Source organism: Pseudomonas sp. SED1 (genome assembly GCF_034044025.1).
In the GTDB taxonomy this organism is placed as follows: Bacteria; Pseudomonadota; Gammaproteobacteria; order Pseudomonadales; family Pseudomonadaceae; genus Aquipseudomonas.
This window is the reverse complement of the sequence record NZ_JAXCIS010000017.1, coordinates 1-13,523: the sequence shown is the minus strand read 5'-3', so window position 1 is coordinate 13,523 and position 13,523 is coordinate 1. Positions and strand designations below refer to the sequence as shown.

The 13,523-nt window shown below is 62.3% G+C and carries 10 protein-coding genes; 5 read left to right on the top strand and 5 right to left on the bottom strand.

The window, feature by feature from the left end:
• Positions 1-64: 64 nt before the first annotated feature.
• Both pvdN and pvdM read right to left on the bottom strand, forming a co-directional pair.
• Positions 65-1,345 (bottom strand): pyoverdine-tailoring periplasmic protein PvdN, encoded by a 1,281-nt coding sequence (pvdN, locus tag SNL23_RS02390; RefSeq protein WP_167663056.1) that lies wholly within the window; start codon positions 1,343-1,345, stop codon positions 65-67.
• A gap of 9 nt (positions 1,346-1,354) precedes the next feature.
• Positions 1,355-2,701 (bottom strand): pyoverdine-tailoring dipeptidase-like protein PvdM, encoded by a 1,347-nt coding sequence (pvdM, locus tag SNL23_RS02385; RefSeq protein WP_076014284.1) that lies wholly within the window; start codon positions 2,699-2,701, stop codon positions 1,355-1,357.
• A 172-nt stretch (positions 2,702-2,873) separates the two neighbouring features.
• Here pvdM and pvdP point away from each other — a divergent pair, with 172 nt between their 5' ends.
• Positions 2,874-4,502, top strand: coding sequence for a pyoverdine maturation tyrosinase PvdP (gene pvdP / locus SNL23_RS02380; protein WP_318301505.1), 1,629 nt, complete (start codon positions 2,874-2,876; stop codon positions 4,500-4,502).
• A gap of 27 nt (positions 4,503-4,529) precedes the next feature.
• Here pvdP and SNL23_RS02375 read toward each other — a convergent pair whose 3' ends face one another.
• From SNL23_RS02375 to SNL23_RS02365, 3 genes are read right to left on the bottom strand one after another with little or no spacing between them, the layout of a single operon-like run.
• The gene (locus SNL23_RS02375; protein WP_076014282.1) at positions 4,530-5,924 is read right to left on the bottom strand and encodes an efflux transporter outer membrane subunit; all 1,395 of its coding nucleotides are present in this window, start codon (positions 5,922-5,924) and stop codon (positions 4,530-4,532) included.
• Positions 5,925-5,931: 7 nt separating this feature from the next.
• Positions 5,932-7,899 (bottom strand): MacB family efflux pump subunit, encoded by a 1,968-nt coding sequence (locus SNL23_RS02370; protein ID WP_167663059.1) that lies wholly within the window; start codon positions 7,897-7,899, stop codon positions 5,932-5,934.
• The gene (locus SNL23_RS02365; RefSeq protein WP_318301504.1) at positions 7,900-9,072 is read right to left on the bottom strand and encodes an efflux RND transporter periplasmic adaptor subunit; all 1,173 of its coding nucleotides are present in this window, start codon (positions 9,070-9,072) and stop codon (positions 7,900-7,902) included.
• Positions 9,073-9,342: 270 nt separating this feature from the next.
• On the opposite strand from SNL23_RS02365, the gene SNL23_RS02360 reads away from it, so the two are divergent.
• The 4 genes from SNL23_RS02360 to SNL23_RS02340 all read left to right on the top strand — a co-directional run.
• Positions 9,343-9,825, top strand: coding sequence for a sigma-70 family RNA polymerase sigma factor (locus SNL23_RS02360; RefSeq protein WP_167663060.1), 483 nt, complete (start codon positions 9,343-9,345; stop codon positions 9,823-9,825).
• Positions 9,826-9,953: 128 nt separating this feature from the next.
• The gene (locus SNL23_RS02355) at positions 9,954-11,291 is read left to right on the top strand and encodes a lysine N(6)-hydroxylase/L-ornithine N(5)-oxygenase family protein (RefSeq protein WP_318301503.1); all 1,338 of its coding nucleotides are present in this window, start codon (positions 9,954-9,956) and stop codon (positions 11,289-11,291) included.
• Positions 11,292-11,475: 184 nt separating this feature from the next.
• Positions 11,476-12,696, top strand: a complete 1,221-nt coding sequence (locus tag SNL23_RS02345; RefSeq protein WP_017476886.1) for a putative DNA modification/repair radical SAM protein — start codon at positions 11,476-11,478, stop codon at positions 12,694-12,696.
• Positions 12,693-13,523, top strand: an 831-nt coding sequence (locus SNL23_RS02340; RefSeq protein ID WP_076014277.1) for a TIGR03915 family putative DNA repair protein, incomplete at its 3' end; no start/stop codon positions are given. The genes SNL23_RS02345 and SNL23_RS02340, both read left to right, overlap by 4 nt.

Sequence of the window (13,523 nt, the reverse complement as noted above, 5' to 3'; positions counted from 1 at the left end):
GCTGGCGGGTAGGGAGCGGGGCACTGTTCATGTGTCGTCTCTATAGGGGAAGGGAAGTGGCGGGTTACAGGGTCTTTTCGAGCACGGTCATGAAGCGATCAATCTCGCCTTCATTGTTCAGCAGCCCGGGAGCGCTGCGCACCACCGGGCCGGCGTCGCGATTCACGGCATCGACCACGACGCGGTTGTGCATCAGGTAGGCGGCGACCTTGTCGCTGTCCTGGCCCTTGACCCTGAAAAACGTAAACCCGGCTGACAGCTCAGGGCTGCGGGGCGTGACCAGCTCGATGGACGAGTGGGCCTGCAGGCGGCTTTTGAGGTAGTCATTGAGTTCATGGATGCGGGCCTGGACTTGAGCCTTGCCCAGCTGCAAATGCAATTTGAAGGCTTCATCCAGGGCCCAGCGGTGTTCGAAAGCGTGATAACCGCCGGGTGTCATGGTGGTGGCGAAATCCGTGTCCTGGGAAAAGGTCGGCTCGGTGGGGGTGACGTCCTTGAGCTCCTCGGACCGGGCACAAATAATCCCCGTGCCTCGGGGGCCAAACATCCATTTATGGGTGCCGGCGATAAAAAAGTCGCAGTGCATGTCCGGGAACGCCAGGTCTTCGACACCAAATCCGTGCACGCCGTCGACCACGTAGAGGATGCGATCCTTTTCATCGCGATCGCGGTTGTGCTCATCCACCAGTTTGCCGATCTCGCCGATGGGCAGCTTCACGCCGCTGCCCGACTGCACCCAGGTCATGCCCAGCACGCGGGTGTTGGGGCGAATGCCCTTGGCAATCGAGCCAAGCACCTCATCCACCGACACCTGGTGGGCGTCATCGAAGAGTTTGATCTTGCGCACCTGGGTGCCTTGTTTCTCGATGCGGAACTGCAGGCTGTTGCGCGTCGAATAGTGTTCATGAACGGTGGTCAGAATCTCCTGGTCAGGCCGTACATGAATACCGCCATAAATCATCGCCAGGCCTTCGGTGGTGCTGCCGGTGAGTGCGATCTGCCCGGGCTTGGCTTGCAGATAGCGCCCGGCCCAGTCCCGCACCTGGGCTTCGCATTTCCAGGTGTGCTGCAGGTCCCAGTCCATGGCCAGCGCGGGGTTGCGGTCCAGCTCGGCCCGGTGGCGTTCAATGGCCTCGCGCACGGGTTTGGGATGGGACGTGATCAGGAAGTTGGAGAAGTGCAGGTAGTCCGGGTCCTGGGTAAATAGTTGTCGCAGTTGCGCCCATTTATCGGGATTGACGACGGGCACGGGTGCTGTGCCAGCCCGGGCCTCAAGGGCTGCGCCCAGGGGCAGGCTGGCAGCCAGAATGCCTGCATGTTTGAGAAAGGTGCGGCGATCAGTCATGGCGGCAGTTCACTTGGCAGAAAGGGAGGCGACGGGTTTGGCTGCTTGTTGGACCTGGTCCCAGACCCGCAGGAAGTTGCCGCCCCACAGTTTGGCGATGTCCGCTTCCGAGTAGCCTCGCTGCAACAGTTCAGCGGTGACGTTACGAATTTCGCTGACGTTGTCCCAGCCCTGCACGCCGCCACCGTCGTTGAAGTCCGAAGCAATGCCGACGTGATCAATACCGATCTTGCGCACGGTGTAGTCGATGGCATCTCCCAGGTCCTTGAGGGTTGCCTTGGGCTCCTCGTCGAGGATCGCGTACAGGCTGCTGGCGTACTGGCCGAATTTCTGCTCGGGCCAGGCGGCGATTATCGGGTCGCCGGGCATCAGCGCGACATGCAGGTTAGGCAGGGGAGGCAGGTCGAACCGTGCGCGCAGGGCATTGAGTTTGTCCTGGGTCTTTTGCGTCAGTGGGCGCAGGTAGGTGCCGAACCCGACCACCTGCACGACGCCGCCGCTTTGCTTGATCAGCTGCATTTCCTTGTCGCTGAGGTTGCGTGGAATATCCACGGCCGCCCGAGGAGCGGAGTGGGAGGCAACCATCGGCGTGCGGCTCAGTTGTGCAACCTGCTCCAGGGCCTTGGTCGACATCTGCGACACATCAATGATCACCCCCAGATCGTTGAGGCGCTGCACGGCCTGCTTGCCGATATCCGACAGGCCATCGAGCGCGTCCGGTGAGTCATTGAAGAAGGGCAGCGGGCGGGATGAGTCGGACCAGCTGTTGTTGCCGACATAGCTGAACCCGAACATGCGCATGCCACGGGCCGTCCACAGGTTCAGTTGGTCGAGGTCATCGCCCAGGGGATAGGCGTTGAGCATGCTGATGAAGATTGCGAACTTGCCTTCACCGTGCAGGCGCCGGAAATCGTCCGGGGTGTAGGCGATGCCCACCTGGTTGGGAAAGTCGCGAACCATGCCCGTGATGATTTTGTAGCGCACTTCCTGTTGGTTGCGGGCCTCATCGACGAACCCGGCAGTGGGCTTATGGGGGGCGTTGTTGCCGTTCCACATTTCGGGCCAGCCAAATATGGTCAGTGCAGCGCCCGACAGGCGTCCACGATTGGCCTTGGCGAGGTCGAATTGCCGTGGGCCGTCCTTGTCGGCCTCGTTGCCCTCGGTGCCGAACGTCAAGGGCACGGTGATATGGCTGTCGAAGGAAATGATGCGGTCCTGCAACTCCGTCGCCTGCTTCATCACCTTGACGGGATAGCCGGAGGAGTAGCTCCAGACAAGCCAGGCCGCGCCGGCGGCCACGGCTACCAGCAGCGGGAGGCCGATATACAGGGCTTTCTTCGAACGAGGTTTAATCATCGCCATCTCAGTCAGGTCTACCGTCGAAATGCAGGCGCAGGGGCCTTTGCTATCTGGGAAGAACGAGCCGCGGGCGAAAAAATTTAGCCGCAGGGGCGCGGCTTAAATTTTCTCGCGCCATGAACGTTCTAGCTTGGATAAAGCCTGCTTCAGGGCTGACACAGGTAGGGCAATGACGATTTCTCGACGATGGTTCATGGCGGGTCTGGCGCTGACCGGAGCAGCCGTTCCGGCAGCGTTCTATGGGCGTCGCGAGCTATTGCGCCAGGCGCATCCCGAAACCCCGGGAGAGGCGACGGTCGAGTTGGCGGACACCGCCGGCCAGCATTTGGCCAATAGCCTGCGCGGGGTTTGGGACATTCAGTTTATCGGCGCCGATGGTGGCCTGGAGGGTTTGCCGGTCGAGGGGCTGGAACTGTTTCTCGACATTGCCCCGCGCGGGCGTGGCCTGGTAGGCGTCCTCGACACCGCCGAGGCGTTGCGCAGTGATGCCGAGCCGCGTTACCAGGTGGTCGGCGACCTGGCCCCGGGCAACGCGGCCCAACTGTATTGGCGAGTGGGGCGCAGCGATGCGGCCGATGGCGCACCTGGCTACGAATTCAAGGCGAGCCTGGACGAAGTATGGGCGGCCTATGGCAACGCCGGGCCCGGCACCCTCAGCGGATCTGTACAGCGATTGGATCGCGCCCTGGCGCTGCCCGAGCTGGACCTGCGCTTTGTGGCTGTCAAACGCCGCTTTCCCGAGGCCCGTGAGCGGATCGGACTGAACGATACCTTGCTCGCCTGGCTGATCGCTCCACAGCATCGGCTGTTCCACCAGTTGTGGCACGCCTCGCGGGACAAATGGCACAAGTTGCCGGAGGACAAGCGCGGTGCCCTGCGCGGTATCGGCTGGCAGCCGGGCCCCAGGGACCAGGAGCGTGGCGCACGCGGGCCGGACAAGGACCGAAACGGCTCCGGGATCGACTTTTTTTTCATGCACCGGCACATGCTTGCCACGGCGCGTTCGATGCAGGCACTGCCCTCCTGGCGCCACTTTCCTTTGCCACAGCCTGAGCTGTTGCGCGATCGACTGGGGTTTGCCCACTATTTCGATAACCATGACGGGTTTGCGTTACCGCCAACCTGGCTGGCGGAAGGGGACGACACCTATAGCCAGTGGGTCAGTGACATCAAGTCCGCCGAGACCTACCACAGCAACTTTCAGGTCTGGGAATCTCAGTACCGGGACCCACGTTATTTGTCGAAACTGACCCTTGGCCAGTTCGGCTCCGAAATCGAGCTGGGCCTGCATGATTGGTTGCACATGCGCTGGGCCTCGGTGCCGCGTGACCCGTCCAACAACGCGCCGGTACCCTTTGCCAGGGGGCAGGCCGATTTCTCGCCGCGCTGGTATATCGCCGAAAACGACTTTCTGGGGGATCCTTTTTCTTCCCATGTGAATCCGGTGTTCTGGCATTTTCACGGGTGGATCGACGATCGGCTGGAAGATTGGTTTCGCGCTCACGAGCGCTTTCATCCCGGTGAACTGACGCGCATGGAGGTCAATGGCGTGCCCTGGTTTGCGCCGGGGCGCTGGGTCGAAGCGGGTGACCCTTGGCTCGGCCCCACCACGCACGGGTGCAGCACGACACCCGGGCTGCAGGTGGGTACCTCGGTAGAAATGGATCCGGAGACCATGAAGCTGGCGCTGCGCATCATTTTCGAGGCGGATGAGAGTATGAAGGACCTGTTCCGTCGAGTGCCGCAACGCCCATGGTATGCACGGCACCTGTCCCTCGGACGTTCCTTCTGGGACTGATCGGTTAGCCCTGCGGCAGGCATGGCTTCACTGTGCCTGCCAGCCTCCCCCCAGAGCCTTGTACAGCGCGATACTCGCCTGCATGCGCGCCAGTCGTAATTGCACGTTCAGGTCCTGCGCTGCATACAGTGTGCGTTGAGTCTCCAGCACCGTCAGCAAATCCTCGGCACCTGCTTCATAGCGACTCTGGGCAATCTCAAAAGCCCTCTGCGCCTGGTCCAGCTCTTCACGCTGCCACTGCCGCTGCTCGTCGAGGCCGTGGATGCTGTTGAGGGCTTTTTCAACGTCGGCAAACCCGTTGATGATCGCGCCCCGGTAGAGTTGCAGGAGCTCATCCTGGCGGGCCAGGGTTTTGTCGCGCTCGGCCCCCAGGCGCCCGTTGTCGAAGATGGGCGCGGTGAGCCCGGCGGTGAGGTTGTAGAACGGGCTTCGCAGAATGTCTGACGCGGTGCTGGCGCCCGAGCCGATGCTGGCACCCAACAGGACGGTGGGCAACATGGCCGCACGGGCCACGACCACGTCGGCCTGGGCTGCGGCAAGTCGGGCCTCGGCGCTGGCAATGTCAGGGCGGCGGCTGAGCAGTTCACTGGGAATCCCGGCGGCGATGCCCGGCCAGTTGATGTGTTCGAAGCGTTGTTGCCCCAGGTCGAGCTGTTGCACCGGTACACCGAGCAGGGCCGCCAGGGTGATTACCGCCTCCTGCGCCTGTTGCTGCACCTGCGGCAATTGCCTTTGCTGTGCCGCCACCAGGCTCTTTTGCTGGGCCAGCTCCAGGGCGGTGGCCGAACCTGCGGTGTAGCGTGCCTGGACCAGGTCAAGCACGTTGCGCGCGTTGGCCAGGTTCAGCGCGGCGATACGGTTTTGCTCCTGGAGTGCCAACGCTTGCGTGTAGCTGTTGGCCACGCCGCTGAGCAGGGTCAGTTCTACGGTGGCTTGATCGAATTCGCTGGCACGCACCCCAAGTGTTGCGCTGTCACGCGCGGCGCGGCGGCCACCCCAGAAATCGACTTCGTAGCTGGCGGTGAGGCTCGCGTCAAAGCTGTCCACGGCCTTGTTGTCATCGTCGACATCCAGTTGGCTGTAGCCCTTGCCGCGCAGCAGTTTCTGGCGGCTGGCATTGACGCCGCCCACCACGGAGGGCAGCAGCGGTGCACCGGCGATCACGGCACTGGCTTGCGCCTGATGTACCCGGGCGATCGCGGCAGCCAGGTCGTAACTGCCAAGCTGGGCTTGGCTCACCAGCCGGTCGAGGGCCGGGCTGCCGAAGGTGCTCCACCATTTTCGGGTGTCCTGGCGTGGGGTGTCGGGGTTGGGTGACTGCCAGGCGGCGGGCGCATGCACACCACTGTCTACGGGAGGAGCCAGGTTGCTGCAGGCCGCCAGCATCAGGCTGACGGCGAGGAGGGACAATTGCGCTTTCATGGGGCGATCATTCACTGGTAAGGGCCGTGACCGGGTCAAGGCGAGCGGCTTTGCGGGCTGGCATAAAGCCGAAAACGACACCCGTCACCAACGCGCAGGCGAACGCGCCGAGGCCTGCCGGGAAGGAAAAAGCAACGGCGATATCGCTGAGGGTCAACACACCACCGATGAGCAAGGCCAAGACAATTCCGGTCACGCCGCCTACCAGTGAAAGCATCACGGCTTCAGTCAGGAACTGACGCAGGATGTCCCGCTGGCGGGCTCCGGTGGCCATGCGGATGCCGATTTCCCGGGTGCGTTCCCGTACGGTCATCAGCATGATGTTCATCACGCCGATGCCACCTACCAGCAGGGAGATGGCGGCAATCGCACCCAGCATCAGCGACAGGGTGTTCTGGGTACGGGCTTCGGCCTGAATCATCGCAGCGTTGTTGGTCAGTTCGTAATCGCGCTTGCCGTCATGCAGGTGCAGCATCAATTGGTCGATGGCCTGTTCAGCGTCTTTGACATTGCGCGCATCGGCGGCGGCGATCGCCACGTATTCGGGATTGCGGCTGCCGAACAGTCGGATGCTGGCGGCGGAATAGGGCACGGCAATCCGGTCGTCGCTGTCCTGGTCGCCAGAGCTTGCGCCCTTGCCGGCCAGTACGCCGACCACCTGGAAGGGCACGTTTTCAATCAGGATGTACTGGCCGATGGGGTCGGCAACGTCTTTGAGCAGGGTGTCCCGGACCTTCTTGCCGATCACCGCCACGGCCGAGGCTGCTTGTTCATCCGCTTCGGTAAAGTAGCTGCCTTCGACCACCGGCCAGTTGAAAATAGTCGGGAAGTTGGTGTCGTTGCCACCCACGTAGGCGGCGTGGTCAAGGTTGCCGAAACGTACCGTCGCCCGCGCGCCGTTGACGGGCATGATGCGTTGCACCTGCGGCAAGTCGGCAAGGGCAGCCACGTCATCCAGGGTGATGATGCCAGGCGGTGAGCGTGGGTTCGGCGTGTGGCCGCTGAGGTAAATAATGTTGGAGCCGAAGGCGCCCATCTGTGCCATGACTTGGCGCTTGCTGCCTTCACCCACGGCCAGCATCACCACCACTGACGCCACGCCGATAACGATCCCCAGCAACGTCAGCGCCGTGCGAAACCGGTTGATCCACATCACCCGCCAGGCTGCGCGGACCGCGTCCACCAGTTCACCTTTCCAGGCGCCGGTGTGCTCGCTGCCCAGGGCCAGGCGCTGGCGCAGGTCCACCGCCTGAAGGGCGCCTGTGGGGGCATCGGCAGCGGTGGCGTGTCGGGCGGTATCGCTGATGATCTGGCCGTCGCGGATTTCAATGATGCGCTTGGCGCGGGCGGCGACTTCCCGGTCGTGAGTAATGAGAATGACCACGTGCCCCTGGCCTGCCAGCTCATCCAGCAGGGCCATGACCTCCGCGCCGCTCTGGCTGTCCAGGGCGCCGGTGGGCTCGTCGGCGAGGATGATGTGCCCGCCGTTCATCAAGGCCCGTGCAATGGACACCCGTTGCTGTTGGCCGCCGGACAATTGATGGGGGCGGTTGCCGGTGCGGCTGGCCAGGCCCAGGCGGTCCAGCAGTGCAGCGGCACGGGCGTGACGCTCGGCTGCCGGCAGGCCGGCGTAGATGGCTGGCATCTCGACGTTTTCCTGGGCCGAGCCCGACGGGATCAGGTGATAGCCCTGGAATACAAAACCGAACGCTTCCCTACGCAACCAGGCCAGCTCATCGCTGTCGAGTTGGGCGACGTTTTCGCCGGCGAACAGGTAGTCACCCTGACTGGGTCGGTCCAGGCAGCCAAGGATATTCATCAGGGTCGATTTGCCGGAGCCCGAGGTGCCGACAATCGCGACAAACTCGCCCGCATGAATCGACAGGTCAATGCCTCGCAGCACGTCGACCTTGGGGCTGTCGTCACCGCCGTAGGACTTGCGAATATCGCGCAGTTCGATCAGAGGCGTTTGCATTCAGCCGTCCTTGCCGTCGGATGTACCGGTCAGCAGGTGATCGCCCTCGTTCAAGCCCTCCAGTACCTGAATGTGGCGCCGGTCGCTGATACCGGTGCGCACTTCGAGGCGTTTGATCGTGCCATTGGCCGCCACCACCTGGGCGATGTGCCGGTCTGGAGTGGGGCCGCTGCGCAGTGCTGCGATGGGCGCCGTGAGGGTGTTGTGGGCTGCACTGGCGACAAAAAATACCTGGGTGGTCATTTCGGCCATCAGCGCATGGTCGGTGTTTTCGACATCCAGCAACACCGTATAGAGCACCACCCGGCCGCTGCCGCTTTTGCTTGAACTGGCAGGGCTGCCGCCGCCCTGGCTGGTTTCGTTGAGAGGCTTTGGCGGGATCGGCAGGATCTGCCGCACCGTGCTGGTCCAGCGCCGTGCTCCACCACTCAAGGTGGTGAAGTAGGCGCTCATGCCGGGTTTGACGTGGCCGATATCGGCCTCCGACACCTCGGCCCAGACGGTCATGGGCGAAAGCTTGGCGATACGCATGATGAGCGGCGTCTGCTGCTGAGCGTTGAGGGTCTGGCCAACGCGAGCATCCACGGCCACCACTGTGCCCGACATCGGTGCGTAGATGCGGGTATAGCCCAGTTCGGCTTCGTCGCTGCGCAGGCTGGCCTGAGCCTGGCGGATCTGTGCCTGGAACATGTCGACACGCGCCTGGGTGGCGCTCAGTTCAGCCTTGGCGGTCTGGACGTCTTCCTCGCGCGTGGCGTTACTCGTCACCAGCCGTTGCTGGCGCTGATACTTCTGTCGCGCCAGTTCGTGCTGGGCCCGTTGCTCCTGCAACTGGGCCTGCAGGTTTTCAATTGCATAGCGACTCGCGTCCAGCTTGGCTTTTTGCGTGGACGGGTCGATCTCCACCAGCAGTTGGCCTTCCTTGACCTCGTCACCCGCCTCGACGTGGATCTTCTGGATCTGTCCGGACGCCTGGGCACCCACGTCTACATAGCGCCGGGGCTGAAGGGTGCCTAGCGCAGTCACACTGCTTTCGATATCACCCCGGGTCACGGTGACGGTCGTCAGACGGTCCCGGCCCGGTGGCAGGACCTGCCAGGCAGCGACACCAATAACAGGAATCAGGCACGCGACCACAAGCAGGGCGCGTCGGGCAGGTCGAGGGCGTTTCATGCTTAGGTTCCAGCCAGGAAAGATCGGGCCGCAGGTGCGGGAAGCTGTCAGGTAAACGAGAGAATTGGCCGAAGATTTAGGCCGTTACATATGTGGTTACAGCTCTTGTCGAAGAAAAAATGGCCTGTCGATGCAAGTCTTCTTTAAAACTAGATGAGAATTACTATAAATTACACACGCCTCAAACTGCCATCATCGAGCAGCGTCACCGAAACGGCGGTTATCTTCGATTTCAAGGACCTAATGCCGCTCTCCAAGCGGTTGGGAGTCATGTTGGAAAACTACTATCGCGAGCTGGTGTGTTTCCTTAATGCCAGGCTGGGCAACCGTCAGGTGGCCGAAGATGTGGTGCATGACGCTTATGTGCGGGTGCTGGGGCGCGCCAGTGAGGTCCCGATCGAGCAGCCCCGGGCGTTTCTTTATCGCACGGCGCTCAACCTGGTGATTGATGGTCACCGGCGCAACGCCCTGCACCAGGATGAACCCCTCGAAGTACTCGACAGCGAAGAGCGTTTTTCGCTGTCCTCGCCCCACCACAGCCTGGATCACGGCCAGCGCCTGGAGATGCTCGAGCGCGCCCTGGCCGAACTGCCGCCGCTCTGCCGTGACAGCTTCCTGCTGCGTAAGCTCGAAGGCATGTCCCACCTGCAAATCGCCGAACGCCTGAGCATTTCCCGCGCGCTGGTGGAAAAACATATCGTCAATGCCATGAAGCATTGCCGGGCACGTATGCGTGAGTGGGATGCGCACTGATTCCAGCGGTAGCTAAATTTTTTTTCATTGTCCTCGTCTTCTATCAACACATGACCTGTTGCTGTGCCTTCAGGTCGCTGAGGCTTTCCCGCCCCCAACGCCACGGGGCTTATCCAGAGGACACTGGAATGACACAGGCAATTGCATCGCCCGCGGTTCACGACCTGATCGGTATCGGTTTCGGCCCTTCGAACCTGGCGCTGGCCATTGCCTTGCAAGAGCGCGAGAAAGCCCAGGGCAAGCTGGACGTGCTGTTTCTCGACAAGCAGGCTGACTACCGCTGGCACGGCAACACCCTGGTGGCCCAGAGTGAGTTGCAGATTTCCTTCCTCAAGGACTTGGTGACCCTGCGCAACCCCACCAGTCCGTATTCTTTCGTCAATTACCTGAAAGCCCACGGGCGCCTGGTAGATTTCATCAACCTGGGCACCTTCTATCCGTGCCGCATGGAGTATAACGACTACCTGCGCTGGGTCTCCGGGCAGTTCCAGGCGCAAAGCCGTTATGGCGAGGAAGTGCTGGCCATCGAGCCGATCCTGCATCAGCAGCAGGTTGAGGCGTTGCGGGTGATCTCACGGGATGCCCAGGGTGAGCAGCACGTACGTACGACCCGCTCGGTGGTGGTCAGCGCCGGTGGTACGCCGCGTATTCCGTCGTCGTTCAAGGCGCTCAAGGACGACGGGCGGGTGTTGCATCACTCCCAGTACCTGGCGCGCATGGCCCAGCAGCCGTGTGTCGACGGCAAACCGATGCGCATCGCGATTATCGGTGGCGGCCAGAGCGCGGCCGAGGCGTTTATCGACCTCAACGACAGTTTCCCTTCGGTGCAGGTGGACATGATCCTGCGCGGTTCGGCGCTAAAACCTGCCGATGACAGCCCGTTCGTCAACGAAGTGTTCTCGCCGGAATTCACCGACCTGGTGTTCCAGCAGAACGGCAGTGAGCGCGAGCGCTTGGTCAACGAGTACCACAACACCAACTATTCGGTGGTGGACCTGGACCTGATCGAGCGTATCTACGGGATCTTCTACCGCCAGAAAGTCTCCGGCATCGCCCGTCACGCGTTCCGTACCCTGACCACCGTGGAAAAAGCCACCGCCGGGCCGTTGGGCGTCGAGTTGGCATTGCGCAACAACGCCACCGGCGAGACCAGCCTCAACCATTACGACGCCGTGGTGCTGGCCACCGGTTACGAGCGCCAGATGCACCGCCAGTTGCTGGCACCGTTGGCGGAATACATGGGCGACTTCGAAGTCAGCCGCGACTATCGCATTGTCACTGACGAGCGCTGCAAGGCCGGCATCTATATGCAGGGTTTCAGCCAGGCCAGCCATGGCTTGAGCGACACCTTGCTGTCGATCCTGCCGATCCGTGCCGACGAGATTGCCGCGTCGCTGTACGAACACGACCGCACCCGCGGCAAGGGCCGTTCGGTGCAGGATCTCTTGTTCGCGACCGCTAGCTGAGGACCGCCCGCTGCCCACTGTAGGAGCGAGCTTGCTCGCGAAGGTCGTCAACGATGACGATGGAAACCTGATACCCCGCAGCGCTCTCAGGTTTTTCGCGAGCAAGCTCGCTCCTACAGACGGCACTTGAACCCCGGGGCTTGCTGCTGATACTGTACAAAAAACCAGTATCGGTAGAAGTCCCATGCAGTTGATCGAAAAACTCAGCATCCTTGCCGACGCCGCCAAGTACGACGCCTCCTGCGCCAGCAGCGGCGCGCCCAAGCGCAGCTCGGAAGGCAAGGCGGGGCTGGGTTCCACCGATGGCATGGGCATCTGCCACAGCTATACGCCCGATGGTCGCTGCGTCTCCTTGCTCAAGGTATTGCTGACCAACTTCTGCCTCTACGACTGCCAATACTGCGTCAACCGCCGTTCCAGCGACGTGCCCCGTGCACGCTTCAGCCCGGAGGAGGTGGTGACCCTGACCCTCGATTTCTACCGGCGTAATTGCGTAAGCGGGCTGTTTCTCAGCTCCGGCATCATCCGTTCGGCCGACTACACCATGGAGCAGTTGGTGCGGGTGGCCAAACTCCTGCGGGAAGAGCATGACTTCCGTGGCTATATCCACCTCAAGACCATTCCCGAAGCCGACCCGGCGCTGATTGCCGAGGCGGGGCGGTATGCCGATCGCCTCAGCGTGAATATCGAGTTGCCGACGGACAAGAGCCTGCAAACCCTGGCGCCGGAGAAGCAGATCGTCTCGATCAAGCAGGCGATGCAAACCATCTACACCGGTGAACAGACCGTGCTTAACGAACCCCGCGCGCCGCGTTTCGCGCCGGCCGGGCAAAGCACGCAGATGATCGTCGGTGCTGATGACACCGACGACAGCACCATCCTCCACAGTGCCGAGGCGTTGTACGGCAATTTCAAATTGCGCCGGGTGTATTACTCCGCATTCAGCCCGATTCCCAACAGCCCGAAAAGCGTGCCCCTGGCTGCGCCGCCGCTGATGCGCGAGCACCGCTTGTACCAGGCGGATTTCCTGTTGCGCAGCTATGGGTTCAGCGCCAATGAACTGTTTGAAGGGCCGGGCGACCTGGCCCTGGATATCGACCCCAAGCTGGCCTGGGCGCTGGAGCACCGCGAGGTATTTCCGCTGGATTTGAACCGCGCCGAGCCTACGCTTATTGCGCGCATTCCCGGAATTGGCCTGCGCACCACCCAGCGGCTGGTGGACCTGCGTCGCCAGCGCAAGATCCGCTTCGAGGACCTGGCGCGCATGCGCTGTGTGCTGGCCAAGGCCAAGCCGTTTTTCATCACCAGTGACTACCACCCGCAACAGGCGGAAAGCACCAGCGTGCTGCTGCGCGAACAACTGCGCGACCGTCCGCAGCCGCAGCAAATGGGGCTGTGGGGATGATCAGCCTGGAATGCGACAACCTGTTCAGCACCTGGCGCGAGCAGGCGCGCTGGTTGCTCAGCCATCAGATTGACCCCAGCCACGTGAGTTGGGGCGTGGCCGAGGTGGCGGACCTGTTTGCCACCGACGAGCAGTACCCGGCAGAGTGCGGGCCGTTCCAGGCGCGGATTCCCAAGGCGCTGCTGGAGCTGCTGGAGTCTGCCGCGTGTTATCACGGTGAACAGCGCTGGAGCCTGTTGTACGAGGTGTTGTGGCGCGTCAGCCATGGGGACCGCACGGCGATGATGTCGGGGGACAAGCTGGGCAGCGAGTTGCAGCGGCGGATCAAGCAGGTGCAGCGCGAGGCACATCACCTGCATGCGTTTGTGCGGTTTATCGCGTTGCCGGCAGAGGCGGGGCCGGAGTTGCCCGAGTACGTGGCTTGGCATGAGCCGGCCCACGACATCTTGAAGGTTGCCAGCCAGCATTTTGTCGGGCGCATGGGGCGTCACCGCTGGATGATCGCCACGCCGCTGGACGGGGTTTATTACGACGGGGAGCAGTTGATGCATCGGCGGCAATGCCCGGTGGAGTGGCAGGCGTTGGCACAGAATGTCGAGGATCCCCACAGTGCGATGTGGCTGACGTACTACAGCCATATCTTTAACCCGGCGCGGTTGAATCCCAAGGTGATGGAAGGGCATTTGCCGAGTCGGTTCTGGAAGAATCTGCCGGAGGGCAAGTTGATTCCGGGGTTGATCAGCGAGGCGCGTACGGGCAAGCAGCGGGATGGGCAGGCGAAGATGATCGGGGCGCGTCCAGGCAAGCGGATTTCAAGCGGGCACGGT